The sequence below is a fragment of the Oceanobacillus longus genome (assembly GCF_042650085.1).
Classification (GTDB): Bacteria; Bacillota; Bacilli; order Bacillales; family Amphibacillaceae; genus Oceanobacillus; species Oceanobacillus longus.
The window spans coordinates 14,070-40,000 of the sequence record NZ_JBHSAO010000012.1; the positions used below are offsets into that span (position 1 = coordinate 14,070).

Below are 25,931 nucleotides of genomic sequence, written 5' to 3' on the forward strand. Positions count from 1 at the left end.
GCATGATCAATGCAAGCGTAACAAGGAACGGTGCTGACCAGAGCTGTACCTGGCATTTCTGTAATTTTTCTAATAATCAACCGGTTTCCGTGACTGTCTTTATGAGCATTTATACTAGGCATGAGGCATTGTCTATCGAAATCCGCTTCGTTCCATAATTTGAAAGGTCTATTTTAAGAATTCCAAAGACATGCTCTCCTATTCCATAGTAAAATACGATTCTTCTCCAAATGTACACTGCTTTTTCGGCGCATCAAATGAATAGATAAAATCTGCGAACACAAAGGTGAGAGCAAATACTCGTTCAACTGCAAACAAATCCGGGGGTATATCTACTGAAATAACACTGCTATCAGATTCGTTGATTCCTGCAACAAACTCAGACAGCGGTTTCTTTAAATCGCCTTTCACACGAATACCCGAGCATTGCATCAATAACTATATCTGATTGACCAGCAATTTCTCTTATAACAGAAAGTTCTCCAACTCAGCTCACATTGCTATTCCAATTAATAATTAATTTATTAGGATAGAGCGTACCTTTAATTTTTTCATCCGGAACAATTTGTATATCCCGGAATAAAGAATAGATACCCTTTATCAAGTAATGACCTTGCTATAACAAATCCATCTCCACTGTCTGCACCGCCTTAACACTAACCGCTCTGCCAGTATTCCCCATCTGCAACTAGCCATCGATTCCAATTTCATGCATTGTCTAATGATTGATATCGTACATTTCTTTTGCGGTGACAATATACATTTCGTTCCCTCCTACCCGCACTAAAATATATGAGACAACCTTGTCAATTATGCAATAATCAAAAGTTTACTAAGTTTCTAAAACGACTTGAGCCGCAGCATACTCCTTGCTATGAGTGATAGAAACAAATATCTTCACTTCCTCATATCCTTTTGCTACGAAGTAAGGCGCGCCGTTGGAATCATTGAGCACTTCCATATCCTGAAAACTAAGCCGTCCGATCCCCGTACCAACCGCTTTAGCAAATGCTTCTTTTGCAGCAAATCTTCCGGCAATATATTCAATTCTGCGGTTATAAGTCGGAAGCCCGTCACATGCTTTCTTTTCATTTCTAGTCAAAATACGATCTGCAAATCTTTGGTTTCTATCTACACTGTCTTGTATTCTATTCAGTTCAATTAAGTCCATGCCAATTCCTTTTATCATCTTTTTACCTTCATTCTTCTAAATTTATGAAGCTGCCAAGTATCTTACATTGGTCATATTGGTTAATATTACGTATTATATTAATAGTAACTTACTTTCATAAGATGTTCAAAGTGTCATATATAAAGGATTCAACTTTCGCAGAATGAAATGGATAAATAAGCCTTGATAGAATTAGGAGGACTGGAGCTACACTGTTTAAGTTGATTTTGGATTAACTTTTTGCGCTGAGCAGTCTGGATACATCTATACTCAAGGATCTTTTCGTTAATTTCCCTCTTTTATCGTCGGATTTTATATGAACTACGAAGTAAATGCTGGTTGTTTCTAACAGTATGTAGAAGCTTCGGCGACCGCTATGGGAAATACACTTCGCTTTTCGCGGGCGGCTGGTGAGCCTCCCGCAGAAGTCTACGTGTATTTCCCATAGCTGGAAGGTTGCTGACAAAGACTACACTTCCTAATAGATAAAAATAACATCCTACAGCTTCACCAGTCCGGCATCGCTGTGGGCGGTGACTCCTGCGGGAACAAATGTTTTCGGTGGGACGAGTAATCGCAGTCCCAGCACGTGTCCGAAGACCAGAAGAGTGGTTTTCTCTTCGGGGCTGAGGCCGTGCCCGCGGAAAGCATCCGCCCAGAGCGATCACGGACGGCAGCAAGACCTCACATCCCCTAGATATAGAAGTTACTTTGCATTTTATCTCAACTCTGTGATGATTAAAAGGCTATAAACAGTACGAAAAACAGCCTTGTTTTAATCAAGTTTAGCAAGGGGGTTATTAGAAACATTCTAAGTTTAACCCAGTTATCGATTCGAACTTATTTTAATGGTGCGAAAGTTGCGTAAAGGGAAAACAAACATATTTGTATAGGGGGTCCCCTTAATTGTTTATTCGAAATGAGAGAAGTATAAAAGAATTTATGCAATACTATCCCATCGTATTTACCGTAGTTGTTATCAACTTATTTCTTTGGCTAATTAGAAATTTACTTGGACTGCAAATCGGATGGGATATTTACCAATGGGGAATTGGTAGTAATTTCCTCATTGAAATGGGTGAATATTGGAGGTTGGTAACACCTATTTTCCTCCATGCAGATTTGATGCATGTCTTATTTAATTCCTTTTCCCTCGTATTGTTCGGACCCGCTCTTGAACAAATGCTTGGCAAATACAAATTTTTATTGGCATATTTGGGGACTGGGATTATCGCAAACATAGCAACCTACTTCCTTGAACCATTATCCTATGTCCATCTCGGAGCTTCAGGAGCAGTATTCGGTCTCTTTGGAATTTATGCCTTTATGGCTTTCTTCCGTAAAAGTTTAATTGACCATGGCAGTTCACAAATAGTAATAACTATCCTGGGTATTTCCTTGTTAATGACATTTATGAGAAGTAATATTAATGTTTATGCTCATTTATTCGGATTGATTGGCGGGCTGGCGATAGCACCATTAATTCTATCTAAGGTAGAGCCTTACTCCCCATGGAGAAACATAAGAAGAAGTCGATACAAGGAAGATGACTCCATTCAATTTGACCCAAACCGATGGAACAATAAAAGGCGTATCCCTACAGCTCTAAGGAAAAATATATTCTGGATTATATTAGGCATATTAGTTATCTTCGGATTACTAAGCAGATTATAAGAATCAAAAGCGAAGGTGACCGGTTAAAGGAAAGGCCGACTAAAACCGGCTCGTCCTGAGCCAACGTCGGCATGACCTGCATCCTGCAGGCCCGCGTATGGACTGGACTGAGCCGGCGGAGATAAAGGAAACACAGTGAGCGACAGCGAATTGATGTTGACTTATCGTACAGAGGTGAGGAAAGTCCAATAGCCCCTGGTCGCCGTAGCTAGCCGATCAAAAACAGAAGTGTGCGTTTAGCGACGAACGGACTGCGCCCCACAGAATGTATACAAAAAAGGCTCCTGAAAAAAATCAGGAGCCTTTTTTGTATACATTTATTCTTTATTGATCGCGATTTCTGCGTTGGAAGTTCCCTTTACGGCTTCTTCCACCTTGATTACGTCCACCTTGACCACCACTACGTTGGCCATAAACGCGTTTGTTATTCGAACGACGATTATTATCTTTAGAACCAGAACCATGTGCTTTCTTCACACTAATTGGGGCAACAGAAGATATTCTGACAGGTGTGTCTCTACGTTCTTTAGTCAGCATACTCAAAGCTGCCGCAATCACTGTAATGGAATCATTGTCTTCCAATAATTCTTTAGCTGCTTCCTGATAAGGTTGCAAGTCTTTACCACTAATTGTTTTAACAATCTTATCAATTGTTACTTGTTGTTGACCTCTTTGAGCATCTTGATTGCTTGGTGGCACTAATCGCTTCATTTTACTTTTGGTAGTTTTTTCGATTAAATGCAAATGAGCAATCTCACGAGGTGTAATAAAGGAAATTGCTTCCCCCGTACGTCCCGCTCTTCCTGTACGTCCAATACGGTGAACATAACTTTCAGGATCCTGTGGAATATCAAAATTATAAACATGTGTTACACCGGAAATATCAAGGCCACGTGCCGCAACATCTGTTGCAACAAGTACATCTACACGACCGCTCTTAAATTTATTTAGTACGGACATACGTTTACCTTGTGTTAAATCACCATGAATTCCTTCTGCGCGATATCCTCTTGCTTGTAATCCTTCCGTTATTTCATCAACACGTTTTTTCGTTCTGCTAAATACGATTGCCAAATCAGGTGAATTGATATCCATATGATTATTTAATGTATCGAATTTATACTTTTCCGGAATTTCAACGAAAAACTGATCAATATTTTCTACCGTCATTTCCTTTGCTTTCACTTTGACTTCTTTCGGTGTTTTCATCAAAGTAGTAGCAATATTACGGATTTCTTTTGGCATCGTTGCTGAAAACAGCAATGTTTGACGTTCGGAAGGGATACCTTTTAGAATATCTTTGATATCATCAATGAATCCCATGTTTAACATTTCATCTGCTTCATCCAATACTGCCGTTTGAACAGCATCAATACGGATTGTTTTTCTACGCATATGATCCAATAGTCTTCCTGGAGTAGCAACCACAATTTGTGGGCCATCTTTCAATGCACGAATTTGACGATCCATTGGTGATCCGCCATAAATCGATAATGCCCGAACACCAGTAAATTTCGCTAATCGATTTAATTCTTCAGCAACCTGAATTGCAAGCTCTCTTGTAGGGGCTACAACCAAGCCTTGAATTTTCTTTAATTTCGAATCTATCTTGTTTATCATTGGAATTCCAAATGCAGCTGTTTTACCTGTTCCTGTTTGAGCTTGTCCAATAACATCGTTACCTTCCATTGCCATTGGAATTGTCTCTGCCTGAATTGGTGTTGCTTCCTCGAATCCCATTTTTTCTAATGCTTTCATAATTGGGGCTGAAACACCCAGTTCGTTAAATTTAGTCACTTAATAGTCGACTCCTTTTTTTGTGAAAATTTATTCGCAAAAGAGGCCCTTGAATTTTTCTTATACTTTATTCTTTAAATAATTTCCCGCCTGAACATGCAGATAAAACCTTCTGAATTTACAATTTCCGCCACTTTTCACAGCATGGATGCTCTATGATGCGGAACTGAAAATGCGCTGATATGCTAAAATCTTATTTTATATTTGTTTATACCAGCTATTTAAAAGGGAATATAAGACCTGATCTCGTATCATTATATTTTATTCATATTAAAGTACAAAAAAGGCTTCACCTATACGTGGTAAGAGGCCTCAATACTAATGCTTCCATTATCATACCACATATATTGTATTTATATCTACTATGCGGCTTGATGATTTTTCTTTTGCCATGGTAGAATTAATGATATCATCGTATTTCAGCCTCAAATTAAATTAATATTTATCATATATATAAGTTAAATTACATTTCGACAGGATAACTACATAGAGATTGATTGACCATCAAATTGCAAAGGATGTTTTTCATGCGTCTCCCTCCATTTAATCCATATGCCGCTGTCATTATTGGTGTAATTGCTGTATCGACTTCGGCTATCTTAGTAAAGCTTGCACCAGGGGCCCCCTCTGCCATCATTGCTAATTACAGGTTATTATTTGCAGTTCTGATTATGTTACCCATCGTTTTATTAAAATATAGACATGAATTCCGCTTCATATCGAAAAAGAATTGGATACTTTCCATCCTTGCTGGGGTATTTTTGGCACTGCATTTTATTTTATGGTTTGAATCTTTAAATTACACATCTGTAGCGAGCTCGGTCGTTCTAGTAACCATGCAGCCTATTTTCGCCTTTATTGGGACCTATTTGTTTTTTCAGGAAAAGTTTTCGTACGGTACTATTATTAGCATGCTTATTGCGTTATTCGGAAGTTTGATCATTGGAGTAGGTGATTTCCAACTGGGTGGAATGGCACTATTCGGCGATATTTTGGCACTGCTCGGAGCTATTGCAGTTACATTCTATTTTTTATCCGGACAAAGTGTGCGAAAGCATTTATCGTTAATGACGTATACCTTTATCGTCTACGGAGTCAGTTCCATCACATTAATTATTTATAATTTGGTACTGAAAAATCCATTCTTTGGCTATCCTGCAGATCATTGGTGGATCTTCCTAGCTTTAGCTATTGTACCAACCTTTTTGGGACATACCTTATTTAATTGGTCACTGAAATGGCTAAGTGCATCCACCATCTCCATGGGAATTGTTTTCGAACCGATCGGAGCTAGTATACTTGCTTATTTTATACTAGGTGAGTCACTGACATGGTCTCAATTACTAGGTGGTACAATTGTTATATTCGGTCTCTTTCTATTTATTATGAGCACATCGAGGAAGAGCAAGGTTACCATTTCCAGAAAAAACTTGAAGTAGCTTCATATTCATATTAAGAATGTAGAAATGCTGATATAATATATAGTAAATTAATTGTAAGCAGGTGAAGGCATGAGAATTCAACTTATGACAGACGGTGGAGCAGATATTCCTGAACGCTTATATGAAAATCTGGATATAAAAGTGGTCCCACTTTATTTACATTTCAGTGATGGGGAATATAAAAGTGATGTTACTTTAGATTTGGCGGGTTATCATCAAAAAGTAAAGGAACTGAAGGAATTACCACGTTCTGCAGCACCAAGTCCGAACGACTTTTATGACGCATATAAAGAAGTAGATCCGAGTATACCTATTATAATGCTAAGTTTATCAAAGGAACTAAGTAGTACATATGACAATGCTATAATTGGTAAAACCATGCTTCTTGAGGAGGAACCAGAACGCAAGATTGAAGTTATTAATACAAAAACAGCATCATGCGGAATATCACTTTTATTGCATGAGGCAAGCGTTAAACTTGATGAAGACTATCCTTTTGAAGAACTTGTTAAACATCTTCGCGGGCGTGTCGATCAGACTACCACACTATTCGTATTAAAGACCCTTGAAAATCTTGTTCTTGGTGGACGACTTGATAAGGTGAAAGGGAAAATTGCAAAGACATTGAACATCAAAATATTAATGCGAGCGAGTGACGAGGGAGCGATTGAAGTATCGGAAAAAGTACGTGGAGATAAAAAGTCCATTAGACGATTTGTTGAACAAATTGGCGATTATACAAAAAATGCAGAAGAAAAAATCATTTCAATGACGCATTGCAATGACGCTGAACGCGCAAAACAAGTTCTATCCGACATTCGAAGTAAATATTCATTCAAAGACTCCTACCTTACAGATACTGGGCCATTAATTTCAACATATGGTGGTGAAGGTGCATTAGTAATCGCTTTTTTTAAAGACAATATTAAATAACAGCGCCAAAGAAAAAACCCATGCTCCCTTTTACATAGGAGCAGGGGATTTTTCTTTCTCTTCAACAAGGAAATCATAAACCATTCCATTTAATGTGTCCTTATCATCACCCAGGCAAATGAGATGTCTGGATCGGTCAAAAAACACGATTTCTTTTTGATCGGAATGGATTTCCTTATCCAAATAATAAGCTGTTTTATATGGTACCATACCATCCAAATGGCCTTGTGCTATTAATACAGGGGATTCCACTTTATCCAAATAGCGTCGCGTAAACCTTACTAATTTCATAAATTCAAAATTAGCTTTCATTGGAACTGCACCAAGCTTCTTTTTGTAATGATTATACATTTTATTATCCTTGAGCTCTCCCCGGATTCCGTCACCGATCACATCAGCGACATCCAAACCGATTTGTTTAAAGCTTAGATACCTACCTGACGTTGCCAACAAAACAAGCTTATCGATTTTATACTTAGCCGCGAGATAGGCCGCGATCATTCCACCCATGGAAAATCCAATGACATAGACCTTTTCAAATTGGTTTTGTAGTTTTTTCAACTCATTCTCAGCTGCATTTATCCATTTTTTATAAGATACATTTTTCAAATGAAGTTCCTTGCCATGCCCCGGCAAGGTAGGAACTTCAATATGCCAATCCGTATTTTCCTCCAAAAATTCAGCCAGTGGTTCCACTTCATAAGGTCCGCCTGTGTATCCGTGTATTACTAAGCATGCAATCATAAAATATTCTCCTCTTTTTCCGCTTCCTTCCCCATCTATATCTTCTTCCTTAATCCTTCATCCTATTATCATTCGCCTAATTTTTAATTTCCTGTTTTTACAAAAATCACTAGTAACGTCATAAAGCAAGCTGGAATTATCTGAATGTCTTAATAAGTGAACTAAATTGTTTTACAATGGGGGACACTTGGTGATAGGTATTTGCTAATTGTCCAACTGTAGATAAAACTTTATCAAAATCAAGCTGTCCATTTCCATTATAGAAATAGGATGCTGGGCCGTCTGCCGGACTACCTATTGGTCCACCAACATTTCCTCCTGTTGGGCCTCCAGCAGATCCTACTGCTGGACCTCCTACATTGCCATTGTTCTCTGCCAACAACTCAGCATTCATCTGCAATTCATTAGGCCATTGAACAGGCAATTCAGGTTTTGCAAATAATTCATATGGTGTTTGGTGAAATTCCGGTACATTCCAGTTTCGGTTCGGATGATATGATGTGAGATATGAGTTGGGATTGTTTGAATAATTATTAACTGGTGAAAATTCATTTGGTTGTTTAAAGGCTAGATATTGCATTTCCACACACCTCTTTTATCGACTTCCTGTTTATAATAGAGTATGCGTGTTTAATACAAAGTGTGTATATTCGGGCATTTGATCCTATTTATCGAACCCCTCAAAAAGGGAACTGTAATGCGATGTATTGTCATCCAGACCTAATGCATGCTTAATTTTGTTTTTTTGGTATCCCAGTATAACTTTCTGATCATCAATATAAGTTGCAGGGGTCCCGTAAATTTCTTTTGCTTGAAGCTCTTTCATATGTTCCGTGTTATCTGATACATTTTTTGTAATAAATGGGATATTGTGCTCATTCATTAAATTAATGACTTTATTGGATTGAATACTGTTGTTGTTACTTATATAAATGATAACTTGATTGTTACTCATTCTTATTCCTCCGATACCTTTCCCTTATAATAAGGGTTGTATAATTTTCTGGTACCCGTTGTAAACTATATCTAAACCGAAATAAGCAATAAATATTACATTATTATTACAAAAAACATAGCCATTCAGCTATGTTCATTGTGAAAAATATTAATTCTGAGTTCTTATTTTCTTTCGATAAATTACAAAGCCAATGATTGCTAACGCGACGATTAGAACACCATAGAGTTGGATTTCTCCTATTAAATTCTTAACCGATTCAATATTCCCTATACTGCCCAACCATAGCATACCTACCATCCACGGGGCAATGCCAATGATCGTCAAAATAATGAAATTCCAAATGTTCATCTTACTTATCCCAGCAACATAGGATATATAGTTACCAATGCCAAGTGGTCTGGAGATTGCTACACTCCATTTACCAAATCGCTTAAATGCTTTCTGGGCTTTTTCGATGTTTTTCCTGTTTGTCTTTTCTTTTAGTTTTTCTTCCATTTTATAACCGATTGTGAATGGAATAAGACTGAATATCGTATAGACAAGACTTGCTAATAGGCCAATCAATACTAATTTTACGAAAGATAAATTCAATAAATACCCAAAAAATAATGTAATAAATCCACCTGGGAAGGGAACTGATGAAGCTTCAATTGCTACAGAAGCGAACAATCCCCAAATCCCCAGACCACTTATAAAGTCAATAATTGTATCCACCACAGCTTGTCTGCTCCTTCTGCTTCCTCTTTATTTTCTAGGTGCCTGAACCATTTTAATATGGTTATGTAATACCGTAATTTCAGCAGGTGTAGACGAAAGAATTTCTCCATCCATATCAATATCTTTTGTTCCCATTGTCGAAATAGATAGTTGGTCTGTCTGAAAATGTGTCAACTGTTCCATCTCTTCTTTATTTGTATTTTCCCTATCCATACTGAGTAATTCCCGGAATGAAGATAAATTGGAATTTTTTACGATCAATACATCTAGCAATCCATCCGTTGGGCTGATTGTTGAAATAGGTATTTCTCTCGTACCAATATATTTTCCGTTAAGAATAGCAATTAAAACTGCCTCGCCTTCAAATTGATTCTCATCACTACATAATTTATAAGTGAAAGACTCAGCATTATTGACGGTTCGGATTGCACTCATTAAATAACTAAGTGCTCCCAAGCTTTTCTTTTCATTTTTGTTCATATTTTGCGAGGTATCTGTTACTAACCCGATTCCCCAAAAGTTAAGAAAGTATCGCTGATTTGATTTCCCTACATCAATATTTGTAGGTTCACCCTCAATAATCATTTCAGCTGCAGCTTGCAAATTCTGTGGGATTTGTAACATTCGACTAAAGTCGTTGGAAGTACCTCCCGGCAAAATAGCCATAACTGGCCTCTTCTTTAAAGGCGCAATACTGTTTACACATGTATGCAGCGTTCCATCGCCTCCTAAAATGATAAGAAGGTCAATTTCTTCTCCATACAATTTACATGCATTTTCAGTTTCTTGTACAGTTTCTGTCTGCAAAACAATAAGTTCCTTTATATTTTTACTCAGTATCGGTAACGTCTGTGAAAGTTTTTGTTCGATATTATTTTTCCCGGCATGTATGTGATATAAAAATAATGCTCTTTTGTATTTAGGCATATTTTGTCCTCCTGTATATATAACTAGATATAGCCTATTTTAAATAAATCAAACCCTCAAGTATCATTTAAGCAGGAATATATTCTGATTGACATCTAATTGCAATAAGATTGTTAAAAAACTGTAAATTTACAGTAAAACGACTAGCTTTTTATTGGAGAATAATATTTAATAGAACAGTAAGCTTATTAATACATAAAAAACAGGAGGGTCAAGATGAAAAAACTTTATAGTTTATTACTAGTGTTAGCGTTAGCACTTGTATTAGCGGCGTGTGGTGGATCAGATGATACAGATGCCAGTAATGAAAACGAAGAAGCTGACGAAACTTCTTCAGAAGAGACAACTGAAGAATCAGCTGAAGGTATGATACCTGAGACTTTAGTAATCGGGTTTGTACCATCACAGGACTCAGATACAATTGCAGACACAATTGAACCTTTAGCAGAACGTTTAGGTGAGGAACTTGATATTGAAGTTCAAGGACAAGTTATGACAAACTACAATGCACTCGTAGAAGCAATGGGAGCTAATCAAGTACATGTTGGTTTCATTCCAGCATTTGGTTATGTATTAGCTAATGAGCAGTATGATGTTGAAGTAATCTTGAAATCCATTCGTTACGGTTCCGGTACTTATAAAGCACAATATGTGGTACGTAATGATTCCGGAATTGAGAGTTTAGCAGACTTAGAGGGTAAAACCTGGGCTTATGGTGACCAAGGATCTACTTCCGGTTATCTGTTCCCTGCAAATGAATTAATGGAAGAATTCGGTTATGATACTGCTGCAGAGTTAGAAAGTGATTTCTTTGGTGGTACAGTACAAACCGGTGGTCATGATAATTCAGCAATTGCCGTGCTTGAAGGAGACGCTGATGTAGCGACTACTTTTGATGATGTCCGTACTGAACTTGAAGAAGAATATCCAACAGTGATGGACGACCTTAAAATTCTTGGTTATACACAAGAAATTCCAAATGATACGATTTCTGTCACGAAAGAACTTGACGATGAATTCGTTCAACAAATCAAAGATACTTTCTTATCCTTCAATGAAGATGAAGAAATGATCCAAATTATGAACGAAGTATACAACTGGGATGAAATCGACGAAGCTTCTGATGAAGAATACCAAGTTGTAAAAGATACGTATGCTAAATTTAAAGACAATATTGAATTATAATATTGAATTAAAACCGTAACCGTATTGAAGGACTTCGAATAGGAATAAACAATTAATAAAAGGGGAGTAATTACTTCCCTTTTTTCCTAATGTTCAGTAATAGAAGACTAACTTAGACTATAATGGAGGAAATACATACAATGATTGAATTTAAAAACGTTGGACTTGTATACCCAAACGGCACAGAGGGTTTAAAAAATATAAATGTTACCATAAATGATGGAGAGTTTGTTGTCATTGTAGGATTGTCCGGTGCGGGAAAATCCACTTTTATCCGTAGTATAAACCGCTTAGTAACCCCCACTTCGGGTTCTCTTCTTGTCGATAATGAAGACATTCTTAAATATCGCAGTTCTCATCTGCGAAAACTCCGCACGAAAACAGGTATGATATTTCAAAGCTATAATCTAGTAAAACGTTCCAACGTGTTAAAAAACGTATTGGCAGGTCGTCTCGGTCATACTGGCACATTGCGTTCCATTTTCAATGCCTACAAAAAAGAAGATGTTGGTCTTGCATATGAGAGCCTACAACGTGTAAATATCGCTGAAAAAATTTATAGTCGTGCTGACGAGCTGAGTGGTGGACAACAGCAACGTGTTAGTATTGCTCGTGTGTTAACGCAGCAACCTAAATATATTCTGGCTGACGAACCTGTTGCATCCCTAGACCCACCAACATCCCACCAAGTAATGACCTATTTAAAGAAAATTAACAAGGAAGATAACATTACTACAATCGTAAACCTTCACTTTATTGATATGGCAATGGAATATGCTGATCGTATCATTGGTATGCGTGCCGGAGAAGTTGTCTTTGATGGACCAGTATCCGAAGTTACAGAAAAAACGTTTGAAGAAATTTATGGCCGTACAATACGTGAGGATGACTTACGTGGGGGGGCAGATGAATCGTGACAACTGAACACAACTCAATCACTCCGAGGGCTGTACCACCTATATATCCTGCAAAAACAAAAATGCAGGTCACAATTATCTTTTTTGTTGTACTAGGAATCTATCTATTTAGTATGTTTTGGACACAACGACAAATGGCTGGTGGATTCGGTGGAGCAATCGGTAATATGTTTACGGTAGCCGAAAAGTTCTTCCCGCCCAACACAGCAGTAATATCAGCTATCTGGGGACCTATGGTAGAAACGATTCAAATGGCAATTATTGCAACCACAGTTGCTGCAATTTTAACCGTTCCTTTGGCTCTTTTAGCAGCAGAAAATGTAACAACGTTTAAGCCATTATACGTTATAACGCGAACATTCCTGAATATTTTGCGTACCATTCCAGATTTAGTATTAGCAGTTATTTTTGTTGGGCTATTTGGTATTGGACTCTTCCCGGGAATTCTTGCACTAATTATTTTTTCCTTGGGTATCCTGGCAAAACTCATCAGTGAAACGATTGAGTCTGTCGATATGAATCCGATGGAAGCAATGCGTGCATCGGGTGGTAACGTTTTTCAAGTAATTTGGTATGCATTAATACCACAAGTGTTACCCCAGTTTACTTCCCTTGTACTCTATGTATTTGAAATTAATATTCGTGCGTCTGTTGTATTGGGATTAGTAGGTGCAGGTGGTATTGGATTGATTTTGAATCAGCAACTAGGATTTTATAATTATCCGAATGCGATGATGATTATTATTCTTATCTTTGTCGTAGTCATTGTTATTGAATACATTAGTACGAAAATAAGGGAGGCTTTGTTATAATGAAAAATTATTCCTTACCTCCAAAGCCAAAGAACACGATATATAAAAATATTAAAAACATAATAATTGCTGTTTTAATACTAGCTATGTATGTCTGGACCTTCGTCAGTATTGATATTGATTGGGGACGTGCAATCGAGCGTGCAGCCAACAACTTCAGCCGTGTGATACCAAGGCTGTTCAGCCCAGACTGGTCTGCAACAGGTGATGTCGCAATGAGTATGCTTGAAACCATATTTATCGCGTTTGCCGGATCCTTAATGGCAGCAGTTTTAGCAGTTCCTTTAGCATTTCTTGCAGCTCGGAATATGATGGGTGGCGTTATTTTTTCAACCATTGGTAAGTGGATTCTATCCGCTGTACGTGCCTTCCCGGATATCATTTTAGCAATATTATTTGTAGTTGCTGTTGGACCGAATGCATTTGCAGGGGTACTTGCGATTGCTATTGGTTCGACAGGAATGCTTGGGAAAATGTTCGCAGAAATTATTGAGTCGATTGATATGAATGTAGTTGAAGCCATGGAAGCAAGTGGAGCCAACAAATTACAGATCTTATTCTATGGGGTAATGCCACAGATTACGCCTGAATTTCTGTCTTATGCCATCTACCGTTTTGAAGTAGATATACGTGCCTCCTCCATTCTTGGTATTGTAGGTGCAGGTGGAATCGGGACAATGATCATCTTTGCCTCTAATAACCGGAACTGGAATGAAATGGGAACCATCCTATTGGCCATCATTATTGTCGTAACGATTATTGACTTTGCTTCTGCAAGAATCAGAAGAAAAATCATCTAACGAGAGTGTTTTAAGAGTTGAGATATTATATTTTTACGAGTACGATGTCCCTGAGGAAGTTTTTTCACCCTCCTTTGGGACACTTTGCTTTTATAGAAAGGATGCAACGTATTGCAAACAGCTAAAATTACCCTACTTTATACAAGTGATATTCACGGGAATGCAATGCCTATTTTATATGGAACAAATGAAAAGGCAGATATCGGATTAGTCAAATATGCATCTATTGTAAAGGAAGAAAGACAAAATACCGAAAATCTTATTGTCATCGATAATGGTGATCTCATTCAAGGAACACCGTTAATGACTCATTATGTAAAAGAACATCGTGATAAAGAAAATCCAATGATAGGAATTATGAACCGAATTGGAATTGATGCCGGAGTTATCGGAAATCACGAGTTTAATTTTGGAGATAAGATTCTAGCTGATGCAATTAATCAGTCTGACTTTCCATGGATTTCAGCAAATATACTGGATAAAACTACAAATAAACCGAAGTATGGCCCTCCATATATCATTAAAACGTTACAAAATGGTATCAAGGTAGCCATCGTTGGTGTTACAACGCATTATATTCCTAACTGGGAGTCTCCTAGTCATATTAATGGGATTGAATTTGCCGATGCGTTTTCCATACTAAATAAATGGGTTCATCATATTCACGAAGTTGAAAAACCAGATATTCTGATTGCTTCGTATCATGGAGGCTTCGAACGTGATATTGAATCAGGAGAGCCCACAGAAAAACTGACCGGAGAAAACCAAGGCTATCAAATGTGCCAGCAGATTGAAGGAATTGATATATTGCTCACGGGACATCAACATCGCAGGTTAACTGGATCAATAAATGATGTGTTGATCATGCAACCCGGGAATAACGGACAGGGCTATGGTAAAGTCGAATTGAAGTTGGAATGCAATAATGACAAATGGAGGATAACAGATAAGATCGGAAACCTTCATGAATTAAACCATGCAGATACGAGTCAAGAAATAGCAGACTACATGAAGGGCTTGGAAGAATCGACACAACAATGGCTTGATGAGCCAATCGGTCAAATTAAAGGTGATATGCTTATTGAAGATCCTTTCATGGCGAGAATTAACAAACATGCATTTATCCAGTTCATACAGGAGGTTCAGATGGATGCAAGTGGTGTAGATATTTCTGTTACTTCGCTTTTAAATAATACGTCAACTGGCTTTGGATCTGTCGTTACAATGAGGGATATTGTTTCTAATTATATGTATCCAAATACACTGGTCGTTCTTGAACTGACTGGAAAAGATATCAAAGACGCGCTAGAAAAAAGTGCGGAGTATTTCATTGTCATTAATGATAAGGTAGCTGTAAATCCAGCGTACATCAATCCAAAACCACAGCATTATAATTATGATATGTGGGAAGGAATTGAGTATACGATTCAAGTATCCAAGCCTGTAGGAACAAGAATTTCAAATCTGAGTTACCACGGGGAGCCTCTTGACTTAAAGCAAAACTATCATGTCGTTCTAAATAATTACCGTGCATCCGGTGGTGGAAATTATCACATGTTTAAAAACAAAACTGTTGTTAAAGAAATTCAACAAGATGCAGTTGAGCTAATCAGGGCATATTTTCAAAAGAAACAGGTTGTAGATTTAATCGTGAAAAATAACTTTTCAGTAATCGTTTAATAAATTCTATCTTAATTATAATGCCGATGAATGACTGAACAACGCAGAATTCCTTGGGAATGGTCACTCATGACGCCGATGAGTGACCGAACGAGGCTGAATTCCATGAAAAAGGTCACTCATAAAACTAATGAGCGACCGAACGATGCGTTTATCAATCATCGTCTGTATCAATTTCGATTACCAAAACCGCCCCCGTATAAGCATCAATTTCAACCTCTGCTTCCTTATTGCCATTTTTTATTTCAACTTCATAAATGGAACGGCCATCGTCGTTATCAAGCTCAATTTCTTCTACATTTCCAGAAAATTGGCCAAGTGCAATACTTTTCGCCTTACCTTCTCCAATAACAGCTTTTTTGGCCGGCTTCTCTGGCTTTTCTACTGCATTATTATTGCTCTCTGCTTTCTTAGGAGCTTCGGGAGTTTTTGGAGCAGGTGCAGTTTTAGGTGCAGAATCAACTTTGCCTGTTTCCGTATTGGATTTTACCTCCTGCGTTATCTTGGTACTATCCTGATCATCAGAATTATCGTCATCTTTTTCTGCCTTTTCTACGGTTTCTTTCGGATTTTTTTCGGATGTATTTACTTCTTTAGCGCTATCATCTTTGTTACCATCATCATTGTTTTCTTTTTCACCTTCCTGCACTGCACTTGATTTTTCTGTGAATTTTAACTTACTCGCATTTTGATTCGCACTGTCTTTGTTTGTTGTTGTTTTTTCATCTGACACTTTTACTCTCTTTTGCATAGCTTTTTCAGATAAATTTAATACTTCTCCCGTGTTACCGTCAACAGATAATTCATATTCTTTACCTTCAATATTAATCTCGACTTCATAGATTGGACTCTTAGCTTCCTTATCCAGTTCCAGTTCCGTTATTTCCCCTGGATACTGATTCTGTAACTGAGATCTTACATCTTTTAGTGATAGATTTGGGTTAGCCTGGACAGTGCCTGATTGAGAAAATCCTAGTCCTAAGATAGTTGCCGCAGCCATTGTACCAATTATGATACTGAATTTATTTTTCATCTTTTTCCCTCCGGACTTTTATTTTCGTTAAAATTATAAGGATGGCCTTTAGTAACTCAATCTTTATCTATTTCCATCTCTATTATTTCACCTGTAATAGCGTCAATTTCAAATTCTGCTTCTTTATTGCTATTTTTAACTTCAATCTCATATATCAATTGATTATCGTCTTCATCCAGTTCAAAATCAGTAACTGTTCCATTAAAATTTTCTAATGCAATCTTTCTTGCTTTTTCATCACCAATAACCTTTGAATTAACATCGGATCCATTAGTAGGTTCTTCTGAATAGTTATAGTTATCATCTCTATCATCATTTTCGCTTTGTTTTTCTTTTAATACTTCACCGGTATCACCGTCTAACTCTAATTCGTACTCAACTCCATCCCCCTGTATTTCCACTTCATAAATTACTTTGTTAAATTCCTTATCTATTTCCATTTCTGTAATCGTTCCAGGATATTGACTTTGAATTAATCGGCTTACCTCTTCTGTTGATAAAGTGGAATCTACTGGCGCAGCCTCCGATTGATATATACCAAATCCAAATACACCAGCAACTGTTAATGTACCTAATGTAAGAACTAATTTTTTATTCATCATACTTTCCTCCTTGTTTTCTAGTTACCTTTATACTATCCACCTTACCTGAAAGTCCCATGTGAATAAGATTAGAAATTGATGAGAAATACATGAAGTTACTTTCATTTAAGGAGTAGCTTCTTATTTAGTCACAAAATACATAAAATCCGAAGTAACTGCTGGTTGTTTCTAACAATATGCAGTTACTTCGGCGACCGCTCCGGGAAATACACTGCGCTTTCCACGGGCGGCTGGTGAGCCCCTTCATGCTGACGCATTTCAGTGTCTCACCTATGCCTCTCTTCCCGTAGGAGTCTCCGTGTATTTCCCAGAGCTGGTTAGAGAATAATAAACTATTAACTGCATTAGTGATTGTTATAAAAATCTAATCACTCAGCTTCACCAGTCCGGCATCGCTGTGGGCGGTGACTCCTGCGGGAAAAGCACGTGTCCGAAGACCCCGCAGAGTGGGTTTCTCGAGGAGGCTGAGGCCGTGCCCTAAGGATGCGCATCCGCCCGTAGCGATCCCGGACGGCAGCAATAGCACACATCTTTGGATATCAGCCAGCAGTTACATCGCTTTATATGATTTTGGGAATAGGATCTAACATACATAGAAGAAGTTACTTCGCAGTTTATCTCAACTGTGAAGTTTATAAAGCAGCAAGCAATACAAAAATTCCAATAAAAAAAACTGCCGGAATTTTATGCTGGCAGCTTTAAAATGTTAGTCATCGTCATCTTCTTTATCGATTTCCAACACCAGAACGTTCCCAGTGTAGGCATCAATTTCAATTGTTGCTTCGTCTTCTCCATTTTCAATTTCCACTTCGTAAGCATAACGCCCATCGTCTTCATCCAACTCTATTTCGGTTACGGTTCCTGAAAATTCAGCAAGTGCTATTTCCCTTGCCTTTGCTTCACTGATCATTGCATTACTGGAATCTCCCTCCGTAGCAGTTTCTTCTTTTGGACCAGGCTCTTGCTTTTGTTCTTTCGATGGACTTTCATTTGTCTCTGATTGATCCTGTTCTTTCTCTTTATCACTATTGTTATTTCCAGCGTTATTATTTGGAGTTACTAATTCATCTACTTTTAAATCAATAACTTCTCCTGTGTTTCCATTGATTTCAATCGTATATAGATTACCATTACTTTCTAGTTCAACTTTATAAAAAGCATCATTAGCGTCTTCTTCATATTCTAATCCTAGAATTGAACCTGGGTATTGTTCCAGAATCAGATCGCGAATTTCATCTGATGATAATGTTGGTTCTGCAGATGAAGCGCCCGATTGATATAAACCGAATCCTAATAATGCAACTACAGCTACTATAGATAAAGTAATTATTAATTTTTTCTTCACTATTTCTCCTCCTTCCTTAACACCATCACCCTATCACAAGATAATGAATTTGACCTGTGAATTAGATTATAATTTGATGAGTAAGGGGCTTCTAGCTATCAATCGGTAGACGTAGTGAAAACGTTGAACCTTCTCCTAATTTACTTGATACGGTAAGCTGACCGGAATGCTGTTCCGTAATTATTTTCGCGATTGCCAAACCAAGGCCACTTCCACCTGTCTCTCTGCTTCTAGCCTTATCTACCCGATAGAAACGATCAAATATGCGACCATGCTCTTCTTCAGGAATGCCGTCTCCATGATCTCTTACTTGAAAATACACATCATGATTGATTTTTGAAATACTTATATTGATTTGATCACTACTATATTTTATCGCATTCTCAATCAGTATATAGATAACCTGTTCCAATTGAGCTCTGTTTCCCATCACAAATAAATCCTCAGCATTTTTTTGAAAGAACAATTCGCGTGAATAGGCCCGTTGAAATTTAGCTATGGTTTCTTCTGAAAGTAAACCTAAATCAACCCTTTCCATATTCGATGATTGTTTATTCTTTGCAAGTGAAAGCATTTGTTCCACCAGTTTATTCATACGATCTGCTTCTGAGTCAATTGCTTCAATGGATTCTTTAAAAAGTTCCGGATTCTCACTTCCCCGTCTTGCCAGAAGTTGTGCATAACTTTTCACAATCTGTATGGGCGTCTTCAATTCATGGGAGGCATTGGATACAAAAATCTCCTGTTTTTCAAAGTTATCACGTAAATAATCAATCATTTCGTTGAATGTCATTTCCATTTCATAGAGCTCATCCCTTGAACGGTTATCCAAATCAATTTTCTGCCAAATGTCATGCTTTGTATTGTCTATCATTGCCTGTTTTAACTTCTGAATTGGATTTAATAAAAAGCGACTAAGCAGTGATCCCGCAATTACAGATGGCACTAACATCATTGCTCCTGCTAAAACCAATACATAGAACAGAGTCGTCATGGTCTCTTCCAAATGAACGAGATGATTAGAAATCTGTAATGTCACAACTTCACCTGAACCCCAAATGATTGGTTTGGTGATAACCGCAATATCCGAGCTATTTTGACCGGAAACAATTGTTTGGGATTCTGCTGTCGTGTATTCCAATGGTAATTTTCTGTAATCTTCATCTTTTGTTTTTATAGGAATTGTATAGCCGCCATCTTCATCAATAATCCGAATCATTCCATTTGTTGGCAGATATGCATTAATTAAGTTACTAGCTTCTTCATTTGTTATTTCAGGGTTTTCGGCAAAGGCTACCGTGAGCGTTTCTGCATGAACAGCTAATTGTTCAAGTTCACTGTCTGCTGCTGTTTTTTGAAAAAGAAAATAGATAGATGTATTCACAAGTAAAATTAGTACAAGCATGAACAGACTGGAAAAAAGTTGGATTTTTGTCCTTAGTTTCATTTAAACTGATCCTTTATTGTATATCCGACACCTCTTACGGTCTGGATATATGCTTCATCAAAATCTTTATCCACTTTTTTTCGTAAATAACGTATATAAACATCGACTACATTGGTATCTCCAAAATAATCAAATCCCCATACTTGCTCAATCAATTTGTCCCTGGTCAGTACAATATTCTTATTCTTTAAGAGGCATACAAGCAGATCGAATTCACGTGGTGTCAATTCGATTGTCCTTCCATTTCGCTTCACTTCATGGCCATTCAGATCCACTGTCAGATCTCCTACAGCCAATACATCTTCAGTGACCTGCTTCGTTACTGGTTTTCTTAAGTGTACACGAATGCGCGCGAGCAGTTCCTCAATTTGAAATGGTTTCGTTATATAGTCATTCGCACCAAGATCCAGGCCACTTACCTTATCATGGACCTCATCCCTTGCAGTCAGTAGAATAATTGGCGTACGATCGTCTGTCTTCCTAATTCTTCGAAGAACCTCCAATCCGCTCAATTCAGGAATCATAATATCCAATAAAACTAAATCCCAAACTTTTTCCTCAATTAATCGAATAGCGTCTTTTCCATTAGCTGCTATTTCGGTTTCATAATTTTCATATTCTAATTCCAATTGTAGGACACGGCTTATTTTCGGTTCATCTTCCACTATCAATATTTTAGTCTCGCTCATTTTCACACCAGCTTTCTATCTATGTCCATCTAAAATGGTATTTGAACTATTTTATATTTATTATACTAATAAACAGATAATAACACGATATCCTGGTAGAAAAACACATAATAAAAACACGATCAGCCGGTTAATGAATGATCGTGTTTGGATTTAACCAAGCTGCTGATGCAGGAATTCTGTTACAGACTCAGGTGACTTGGTATAGGCGCTATGCTGATGTGCAAGCTTTTCTCCATTTTGGAAGATCAGTACGCTTGGAATACCCATTACTTCATATTGTTCAGCCAAACCTGTGACTTCATCACTGTTGACTTCATACCATTGATAGTTCTTAAATTCTTCCTGAACTTCCCCGATAAACATATCCATTCGTTTGCAGTCCGGACACCAGTCCGCAAAAAATTTAACGATGACAGGCTCTTCACTCTCAATAATTTTATTAAATTCCTCTACCGTTTGAATTGCTTCCATGATACTCACTCCTTTATATCCATTGTATCGATTTCACCTAATAATGTCTTATGGTTTGCTTACGTCTCCTTATATTCGACTCTACCGAGAATGTAGGCGACAAACAAACCGGCCGCAAAGGTAACTACACTGAGCAGTACGAAGGAAGTACTTGTTGGCCATCCAGGATACACCACGAAGATAGATCCTATTACCAGTCCAATAATTACAGCAAATGTTCCACTGTAAAAATTCCTTAAAAAGTAGGCGATCACTTTACTCATTACAATAAAACCGATTGCAATTCCGAGGCCAGTTACTGCAATAATATCAAGTTGAAGATTACTGATTGCAGAAATAATGGTTGCATAAACACCTATCAGCAGTAACATAAAGGACCCACTAATTCCAGGGATAATCATTGCACTGCTGCCTATAAACCCAGAGAAGAAAAGAAGCACATAGGTAGATGCAGTAACATTCTCAATAACATCCCCTTCAATTGGATTAAAGAAAGCCATAGATGCTATGACTACCACACCGATTAGAAGCAAAAAATAATGCTTCGGTTTAAAATTATGCTTTGCCTCCGCTTTATGAAACAAATAGGGCAAAACGCCCAGTATTAATCCTAGAAAGAAAAACTGGGTTGGACCCGGATAATGTGCAAATAACCATTCAATGACATTGGCCAATAGAAAGATAGCTGTTAATATACCAAGACCCAAGGGAATCAGAAAACCCAAATGTTTCTTCCAATCCTTACTGAATAAACCATTTATTGAAGCAATCAGCCTATCATATATTCCAAGTAAAACTGCGATTGTGCCTCCACTGACCCCAGGAATAACATCACTGGCTCCCATCATTAAACCGCGATAGAAATTTTTCCATTCCATTTCTACTATTCTCCTCTATGTATCATCATAAGTTAATTACTATGATAATAATATCAAAAATAGCCATTTATTTATATAATAAGCTACGTACCAAGGTGCTTTTGTTTCAATAATAAACCATCTAAATAACCTTTTTGTGATTTAGATGGTTTCATTTCATTTATATTCGTTATTCTTCCACAAATTCCAAATCCGGCATCCACTGTGACATATGATTTTTAATTTCTTTATAATGTTCTTCAGCGCCAGCAAGGTCATTATTCGTTAACTTATACATAGGTATAACTTCATAATCAACCCAGCCGGATTGAAAGTTCACGTATGTCGGCATAAATTTCGGTGAATGTACCTCTATATTTTGATCTTCTCCGGACACCGTTTTCGTGATGGAAAAGGTAAGAACTCCACCTATCCGCTGATAAAAATCCTGCTGGTTCGATAAGAAATTCCCTAATGAATAAGCAACAAATGTTTGATTACCATTCTCACCAGTAACCCATTCCATTGGTTGCAATACATGTGGATGATGTCCGATGACTACATCTACACCCTGATCTGCTGCAAATTGAACAAGATCTTTTTGTGTATCATTAGGAAATCGTTCATTTTCATTTCCGAAATGAAGACTTAAGATGATAACATCTGCCTGCTCCTTTACCTGTTCAATTTCACTCTCAATACTTTTTTGATCTATTAAATTTACTAAATACCCCTTCCCTTCAGGTACCGGGATACCGTTAGTTCCATACGTATAAGATAAAAAGGCAATAGAGATCCCTTCTTCTGTTTCGTAAACTCGCAGCCTATCCTTATCCTGCTCATTTTTATATGCCCCTGAATACATCATATCGATTGTTTCCCAATGCTCAATAGCATTTTGTATTGCCGTTTCTCCACGATCTAATGTATGGTTATTAGCAAGTGTTACCACATCAACACCTACATCTTTTAAAGCATCACCAACTTCATAGGGACTATTAAAAGAAGGATAGGTTGATAAGCCTAATTCTTCTCCACCAATCATAGTTTCCTGGTTTGCAACTGTAATCGTGGCATTGTTCAGATATGGCTTAACTTCTTCGAGCATAGGTGAGAAATTATAGCCATTTTCCACCTCTGCATCTTTATAAACAGGACGATGAATTAACATGTCGCCAATAGCAGACAACGTTATTTCATTCGCTTCAATTCTATGTTCTTTCATCTGAAGACTCGTTTGTTTGGATGGAACATTTTCTTCACTGCTGTTTAATGCTGCTTTCGTTATATCTCCACAAGCTCCCAAAACCATAGTAACAATAATTATAAGGAATACACCAACTCTTCCTCTATACATAGGGTAGTTCTCCTTACTATTTTTCTTACATCATATCACTTTATTACAGGAACTTACAGATTTATTCAGAATTCGTTAATTTTTACAGCTTTCTAAATAACATTCGACATATTCCTTTTAGCCTAGTTAAAACGATTCAATATAAATGTTATTTCATGAAGAGTTTGTTATAATGAACTAAAATAAATTCACATCATATTTCATATAAATTCGCATATCATAACTAAAATATCTTTTACCTATAGTAATGGGGGGCTATGTTTGAAACGCTATTTAACAGCTATTTTAATCGGATTAAGCGGAATTATTATCGTAATTGGCATTGGTTTGGATCTTTATTGGAGTGGTATCGTATCATGGGGATTGGCAATTATATTATTGTTATTTGCAGCCTATTATACCAAATACATCCCAAATGAAAAGAATAGCAAAGAGTAAACGAGAGAAACTGCATCAAACAGTTTTTCTCGTTTTATTTAGGATGAAAGGGACATTTCCCCTCGATTGGTTTGATATCATCTCCGATAAAGAATTGCTTCCATTCTCTATGATTTTTATCCCCGTAATGGCTAATATTCGGGTGTTTCGGGAGACCATCCCATTTTTCAACTCTTTCTCTTACTCTCTCACGTGACATTACTCCGCTTTGCTCCGTTCCTTTCAACCCCTCAAATATTTTACGTGGTTGAAAACCAATGATTAGACTGTTTCCCAAGTCCCTTGTTTTTCTCTGCTTATAGGCTGGTGCGTTTCCAAATGCAAAATAGGGTTCCTTAGCAAAACAAAAGTTCCATAAATAATGATCGGGATCTTTCGGATAACCCGAAGGCCACTCGTGTTGGTCAGAGTCATGCAGGTATTGAAGAACGTTCCAGAAATATTCCCGGTAATATTCCAGTGATTTTTCTTCCTTCTCCGGTTCAACGAACAAAAAGAATCCGTGACGTATCATTCTTTTCTGATTATCGAACAGACGATTAAATTCTTCGAGCATCATTGGTAATTGGCTCCAGTCATTATGCGATATATAGCCATATCTTAATTCGCCCCTTTTCTGCCCCGACATTCCAAAATAACACGGAAAGGTCTTATCTGTTACAATGCTCTCAAAGGTTTTATATTCTTCTTTCAACCAATCAGGTAAATGATCTGAGTTGTATTCCATATCATCTTTTGTAAGTAAATAAGTAGCTGTTTTGTCCATAAGCTCTTCCTCCTATAAAACTTTAATATATATTTAATACTAAAAAAATACCCTCACTGGATTTTTTCAAACTATTACGCAATAATGTTTATAACACATAATATTAGGGAAAACTCAGTTAGATTATGTATTGGAGGATAAGTAAATGAAGAATGAAACAGCATTTGAAAATACGCTTGAAGTTAATTGCCGGAATGAATATGATCCACTGAAACAAGTCATCGTAGTTTCCCCACGTTATATGAAAATAAAAGAAGTAATTAATAAAACACAAAGACATTACTTAAATGAAAATATTAACATAGATAAAGCCGTTCGGCAGCATGCACAATTTATACATACCCTTGAATCAGTTGGTGCCAATGTAGTAATTTTAGAAGCAAAGAAACAATTAAATGAACAGGTTTTCACACGGGATATCGGATTTACAATAGGAGATAGATTCTTTGTCTCATCCATGAAGAAGGATATACGCAGACAAGAAGAACGTGTGTTAATCGAATGGTTAACACTTGAGCAAATCTCCTATTATCGATTTGCTACGCCTTCGATTGAAGGTGGCGACGTGATCGTGGATAACACAAAAATTTGGGTTGGCCAAAGCGATCGAACTTCACCAACAACCATCGAAATTCTGGATGAGCAACTTCCTAATCATACGGTTACTCCCATTCTAATGAGAGAAGATATTCTTCATCTCGATTGTATCTTTAATGTTATAAGTGAAGATACTGCTTTAATTTACTCACCTGCAATGGATGAGGGTTCTTATAACATCCTAAAATCTTCGTACAATTTGATAGAAGTGACAGAAGAAGAGCAATTCCATATGGGTCCTAATGTACTTTCGATTGGTAATAAGAAACTAATCAGTTTACCTGAAAACAAACGGTTAAATCAAGAATTAACACGAGCGGGTTTTGATGTAATCGAGGTACCTTTTTCAGAAATTATAAAGTCTGGTGGGTCTTACCGTTGCTGCACCTTACCATTACTCAGGAAATAGTAGAAAAGCATTAGCTGAAGATAAGTTATCTGGCTAATGCTTTTTCTATTAGTTTGGCTGTTTTCTAAAAGTTTGTAAGCTTAAAATCAGCTCTGGGGAAATATACGAAGACTCCAGCGGGAGGAAAGGCATCGGTGAGACCCCGCAGTGCGAAGCACGA

At 37.3% G+C, this 25,931-nt stretch carries 27 protein-coding genes; 10 read left to right on the plus strand and 17 right to left on the minus strand.

Features of this window, described 5'->3' with window-relative positions:
* Positions 1-198: 198 nt before the first annotated feature.
* Both ACFOUV_RS16195 and acpS read right to left on the minus strand, forming a co-directional pair.
* Positions 199-435 carry a hypothetical protein gene (locus ACFOUV_RS16195; protein WP_379497826.1) on the minus strand — a complete coding sequence of 79 codons (237 nt, stop codon included), beginning with the start codon at positions 433-435 and terminating at the stop codon, positions 199-201.
* Positions 436-832: 397 nt separating this feature from the next.
* Positions 833-1,189, minus strand: coding sequence for a holo-ACP synthase (acpS, locus tag ACFOUV_RS16200; RefSeq protein WP_379497827.1), 357 nt, complete (start codon positions 1,187-1,189; stop codon positions 833-835).
* A gap of 888 nt (positions 1,190-2,077) precedes the next feature.
* Here acpS and ACFOUV_RS16205 point away from each other — a divergent pair.
* Complete coding sequence (locus ACFOUV_RS16205; RefSeq protein ID WP_379497828.1) at positions 2,078-2,845, plus strand: rhomboid family intramembrane serine protease; 768 nt, start codon at positions 2,078-2,080, stop codon at positions 2,843-2,845.
* Between the two features lie 324 nt (positions 2,846-3,169).
* Here ACFOUV_RS16205 and ACFOUV_RS16210 read toward each other — a convergent pair whose 3' ends face one another.
* Positions 3,170-4,642, minus strand: coding sequence for a DEAD/DEAH box helicase (locus tag ACFOUV_RS16210; RefSeq protein WP_379497829.1), 1,473 nt, complete (start codon positions 4,640-4,642; stop codon positions 3,170-3,172).
* Between the two features lie 527 nt (positions 4,643-5,169).
* Here ACFOUV_RS16210 and ACFOUV_RS16215 point away from each other — a divergent pair.
* Both ACFOUV_RS16215 and ACFOUV_RS16220 read left to right on the plus strand, forming a co-directional pair.
* Complete coding sequence (locus ACFOUV_RS16215; protein ID WP_379497830.1) at positions 5,170-6,081, plus strand: DMT family transporter; 912 nt, start codon at positions 5,170-5,172, stop codon at positions 6,079-6,081.
* Positions 6,082-6,153: 72 nt separating this feature from the next.
* On the plus strand, positions 6,154-7,017 hold the full coding sequence (locus ACFOUV_RS16220; RefSeq protein WP_379497831.1) for a DegV family protein: 864 nt from the start codon (positions 6,154-6,156) through the stop codon (positions 7,015-7,017).
* 30 nt (positions 7,018-7,047) lie between these two features.
* Here ACFOUV_RS16220 and ACFOUV_RS16225 read toward each other — a convergent pair whose 3' ends face one another.
* From ACFOUV_RS16225 to ACFOUV_RS16245, 5 genes are all read right to left on the minus strand, one after another.
* Positions 7,048-7,761 carry an alpha/beta hydrolase gene (locus tag ACFOUV_RS16225; RefSeq protein WP_379497832.1) on the minus strand — a complete coding sequence of 238 codons (714 nt, stop codon included), beginning with the start codon at positions 7,759-7,761 and terminating at the stop codon, positions 7,048-7,050.
* A gap of 136 nt (positions 7,762-7,897) precedes the next feature.
* A complete protein-coding gene (locus ACFOUV_RS16230) occupies positions 7,898-8,341 on the minus strand; it encodes a YppG family protein (RefSeq protein WP_379497833.1) in 444 nt (147 codons plus the stop codon).
* An 84-nt stretch (positions 8,342-8,425) separates the two neighbouring features.
* Positions 8,426-8,716 (minus strand): glutaredoxin domain-containing protein, encoded by a 291-nt coding sequence (locus tag ACFOUV_RS16235; protein ID WP_379497834.1) that lies wholly within the window; start codon positions 8,714-8,716, stop codon positions 8,426-8,428.
* A 150-nt stretch (positions 8,717-8,866) separates the two neighbouring features.
* Positions 8,867-9,436: a DedA family protein gene (locus ACFOUV_RS16240; RefSeq protein WP_379497835.1), complete on the minus strand. Its 570-nt coding sequence runs from the start codon at positions 9,434-9,436 to the stop codon at positions 8,867-8,869.
* Between the two features lie 27 nt (positions 9,437-9,463).
* Complete coding sequence (locus ACFOUV_RS16245; protein ID WP_379497836.1) at positions 9,464-10,363, minus strand: YegS/Rv2252/BmrU family lipid kinase; 900 nt, start codon at positions 10,361-10,363, stop codon at positions 9,464-9,466.
* 216 nt (positions 10,364-10,579) lie between these two features.
* Between ACFOUV_RS16245 and ACFOUV_RS16250 the strand changes: the two genes are divergently transcribed.
* The 5 genes from ACFOUV_RS16250 (at position 10,580) to ACFOUV_RS16270 (ending at position 15,757) form a co-directional block, all read left to right on the plus strand.
* The gene (locus ACFOUV_RS16250; RefSeq protein WP_379497837.1) at positions 10,580-11,548 is read left to right on the plus strand and encodes a phosphate/phosphite/phosphonate ABC transporter substrate-binding protein; all 969 of its coding nucleotides are present in this window, start codon (positions 10,580-10,582) and stop codon (positions 11,546-11,548) included.
* Positions 11,549-11,688: 140 nt separating this feature from the next.
* Positions 11,689-12,465, plus strand: a complete 777-nt coding sequence (phnC, locus tag ACFOUV_RS16255) for a phosphonate ABC transporter ATP-binding protein (protein WP_379497838.1) — start codon at positions 11,689-11,691, stop codon at positions 12,463-12,465.
* 62 nt (positions 12,466-12,527) lie between these two features.
* Positions 12,528-13,277, plus strand: coding sequence for a phosphonate ABC transporter, permease protein PhnE (phnE, locus tag ACFOUV_RS16260; protein ID WP_379497870.1), 750 nt, complete (start codon positions 12,528-12,530; stop codon positions 13,275-13,277).
* Positions 13,277-14,077: a phosphonate ABC transporter, permease protein PhnE gene (phnE, locus tag ACFOUV_RS16265; protein ID WP_379497839.1), complete on the plus strand. Its 801-nt coding sequence runs from the start codon at positions 13,277-13,279 to the stop codon at positions 14,075-14,077. The genes phnE (ACFOUV_RS16260) and phnE (ACFOUV_RS16265) overlap by 1 nt, the downstream gene beginning before the upstream one ends.
* A 111-nt stretch (positions 14,078-14,188) precedes the next feature.
* Positions 14,189-15,757, plus strand: coding sequence for a bifunctional metallophosphatase/5'-nucleotidase (locus tag ACFOUV_RS16270; protein WP_379497840.1), 1,569 nt, complete (start codon positions 14,189-14,191; stop codon positions 15,755-15,757).
* 154 nt (positions 15,758-15,911) lie between these two features.
* Here ACFOUV_RS16270 and ACFOUV_RS16275 read toward each other — a convergent pair whose 3' ends face one another.
* From ACFOUV_RS16275 to ACFOUV_RS16310, 8 genes are all read right to left on the minus strand, one after another.
* Positions 15,912-16,790 (minus strand): PepSY domain-containing protein, encoded by an 879-nt coding sequence (locus ACFOUV_RS16275; RefSeq protein ID WP_379497841.1) that lies wholly within the window; start codon positions 16,788-16,790, stop codon positions 15,912-15,914.
* Between the two features lie 56 nt (positions 16,791-16,846).
* The gene (locus tag ACFOUV_RS16280; protein ID WP_379497842.1) at positions 16,847-17,392 is read right to left on the minus strand and encodes a PepSY domain-containing protein; all 546 of its coding nucleotides are present in this window, start codon (positions 17,390-17,392) and stop codon (positions 16,847-16,849) included.
* Between the two features lie 706 nt (positions 17,393-18,098).
* Positions 18,099-18,737, minus strand: a complete 639-nt coding sequence (locus ACFOUV_RS16285; RefSeq protein ID WP_379497843.1) for a PepSY domain-containing protein — start codon at positions 18,735-18,737, stop codon at positions 18,099-18,101.
* A 91-nt stretch (positions 18,738-18,828) separates the two neighbouring features.
* Positions 18,829-20,184, minus strand: coding sequence for a HAMP domain-containing sensor histidine kinase (locus ACFOUV_RS16290; protein WP_379497844.1), 1,356 nt, complete (start codon positions 20,182-20,184; stop codon positions 18,829-18,831).
* Positions 20,181-20,873: a response regulator transcription factor gene (locus tag ACFOUV_RS16295; RefSeq protein WP_379497845.1), complete on the minus strand. Its 693-nt coding sequence runs from the start codon at positions 20,871-20,873 to the stop codon at positions 20,181-20,183. The genes ACFOUV_RS16290 and ACFOUV_RS16295 overlap by 4 nt, the downstream gene beginning before the upstream one ends.
* Positions 20,874-21,026: 153 nt before the next feature.
* Positions 21,027-21,347 (minus strand): thioredoxin family protein, encoded by a 321-nt coding sequence (locus tag ACFOUV_RS16300; RefSeq protein WP_379497846.1) that lies wholly within the window; start codon positions 21,345-21,347, stop codon positions 21,027-21,029.
* A gap of 59 nt (positions 21,348-21,406) precedes the next feature.
* The gene (locus ACFOUV_RS16305; RefSeq protein ID WP_379497847.1) at positions 21,407-22,225 is read right to left on the minus strand and encodes a DUF368 domain-containing protein; all 819 of its coding nucleotides are present in this window, start codon (positions 22,223-22,225) and stop codon (positions 21,407-21,409) included.
* Positions 22,226-22,394: 169 nt separating this feature from the next.
* On the minus strand, positions 22,395-23,561 hold the full coding sequence (locus ACFOUV_RS16310) for a CapA family protein (RefSeq protein WP_379497848.1): 1,167 nt from the start codon (positions 23,559-23,561) through the stop codon (positions 22,395-22,397).
* Between the two features lie 261 nt (positions 23,562-23,822).
* On the opposite strand from ACFOUV_RS16310, the gene ACFOUV_RS16315 reads away from it, so the two are divergent.
* Positions 23,823-23,999 (plus strand): hypothetical protein, encoded by a 177-nt coding sequence (locus ACFOUV_RS16315; RefSeq protein ID WP_379497849.1) that lies wholly within the window; start codon positions 23,823-23,825, stop codon positions 23,997-23,999.
* A 34-nt stretch (positions 24,000-24,033) separates the two neighbouring features.
* Here ACFOUV_RS16315 and ACFOUV_RS16320 read toward each other — a convergent pair whose 3' ends face one another.
* Positions 24,034-24,765, minus strand: a complete 732-nt coding sequence (locus tag ACFOUV_RS16320) for a YqcI/YcgG family protein (RefSeq protein WP_379497850.1) — start codon at positions 24,763-24,765, stop codon at positions 24,034-24,036.
* A gap of 145 nt (positions 24,766-24,910) precedes the next feature.
* Between ACFOUV_RS16320 and ACFOUV_RS16325 the strand changes: the two genes are divergently transcribed.
* Entirely contained in the window at positions 24,911-25,771 is an 861-nt protein-coding gene (locus ACFOUV_RS16325; RefSeq protein WP_379497851.1) for a dimethylarginine dimethylaminohydrolase family protein, read from the plus strand.
* Positions 25,772-25,931 lie beyond the last annotated feature (160 nt).

What these genes read in the sequence shown, in the direction of transcription:
- ACFOUV_RS16225 (WP_379497832.1), bottom strand. Translation starts at nt 7,761, where the DNA reads ATGATTGCATGCTTAGTAATACACGGATACACAGGCGGACCTTATGAA.
- ACFOUV_RS16320 (WP_379497850.1), bottom strand. Translation starts at nt 24,765, where the DNA reads ATGGACAAAACAGCTACTTATTTACTTACAAAAGATGATATGGAATAC.
- ACFOUV_RS16245 (WP_379497836.1), bottom strand. Translation starts at nt 10,363, where the DNA reads ATGCCTAAATACAAAAGAGCATTATTTTTATATCACATACATGCCGGG.
- phnE (WP_379497839.1), top strand. Translation starts at nt 13,277, where the DNA reads ATGAAAAATTATTCCTTACCTCCAAAGCCAAAGAACACGATATATAAA.
- acpS (WP_379497827.1), bottom strand. Translation starts at nt 1,189, where the DNA reads ATGATAAAAGGAATTGGCATGGACTTAATTGAACTGAATAGAATACAA.
- ACFOUV_RS16275 (WP_379497841.1), bottom strand. Translation starts at nt 16,790, where the DNA reads ATGAAAAATAAATTCAGTATCATAATTGGTACAATGGCTGCGGCAACT.
- ACFOUV_RS16290 (WP_379497844.1), bottom strand. Translation starts at nt 20,184, where the DNA reads ATGAAACTAAGGACAAAAATCCAACTTTTTTCCAGTCTGTTCATGCTT.
- ACFOUV_RS16325 (WP_379497851.1), top strand. Translation starts at nt 24,911, where the DNA reads ATGAAGAATGAAACAGCATTTGAAAATACGCTTGAAGTTAATTGCCGG.
- ACFOUV_RS16295 (WP_379497845.1), bottom strand. Translation starts at nt 20,873, where the DNA reads ATGAGCGAGACTAAAATATTGATAGTGGAAGATGAACCGAAAATAAGC.
- ACFOUV_RS16310 (WP_379497848.1), bottom strand. Translation starts at nt 23,561, where the DNA reads ATGTATAGAGGAAGAGTTGGTGTATTCCTTATAATTATTGTTACTATG.
- ACFOUV_RS16235 (WP_379497834.1), bottom strand. Translation starts at nt 8,716, where the DNA reads ATGAGTAACAATCAAGTTATCATTTATATAAGTAACAACAACAGTATT.
- ACFOUV_RS16280 (WP_379497842.1), bottom strand. Translation starts at nt 17,392, where the DNA reads ATGATGAATAAAAAATTAGTTCTTACATTAGGTACATTAACAGTTGCT.
- ACFOUV_RS16215 (WP_379497830.1), top strand. Translation starts at nt 5,170, where the DNA reads ATGCGTCTCCCTCCATTTAATCCATATGCCGCTGTCATTATTGGTGTA.
- ACFOUV_RS16230 (WP_379497833.1), bottom strand. Translation starts at nt 8,341, where the DNA reads ATGCAATATCTAGCCTTTAAACAACCAAATGAATTTTCACCAGTTAAT.
- phnC (WP_379497838.1), top strand. Translation starts at nt 11,689, where the DNA reads ATGATTGAATTTAAAAACGTTGGACTTGTATACCCAAACGGCACAGAG.
- ACFOUV_RS16220 (WP_379497831.1), top strand. Translation starts at nt 6,154, where the DNA reads ATGAGAATTCAACTTATGACAGACGGTGGAGCAGATATTCCTGAACGC.
- ACFOUV_RS16305 (WP_379497847.1), bottom strand. Translation starts at nt 22,225, where the DNA reads ATGGAATGGAAAAATTTCTATCGCGGTTTAATGATGGGAGCCAGTGAT.
- ACFOUV_RS16300 (WP_379497846.1), bottom strand. Translation starts at nt 21,347, where the DNA reads ATGGAAGCAATTCAAACGGTAGAGGAATTTAATAAAATTATTGAGAGT.
- phnE (WP_379497870.1), top strand. Translation starts at nt 12,528, where the DNA reads ATGCAGGTCACAATTATCTTTTTTGTTGTACTAGGAATCTATCTATTT.
- ACFOUV_RS16250 (WP_379497837.1), top strand. Translation starts at nt 10,580, where the DNA reads ATGAAAAAACTTTATAGTTTATTACTAGTGTTAGCGTTAGCACTTGTA.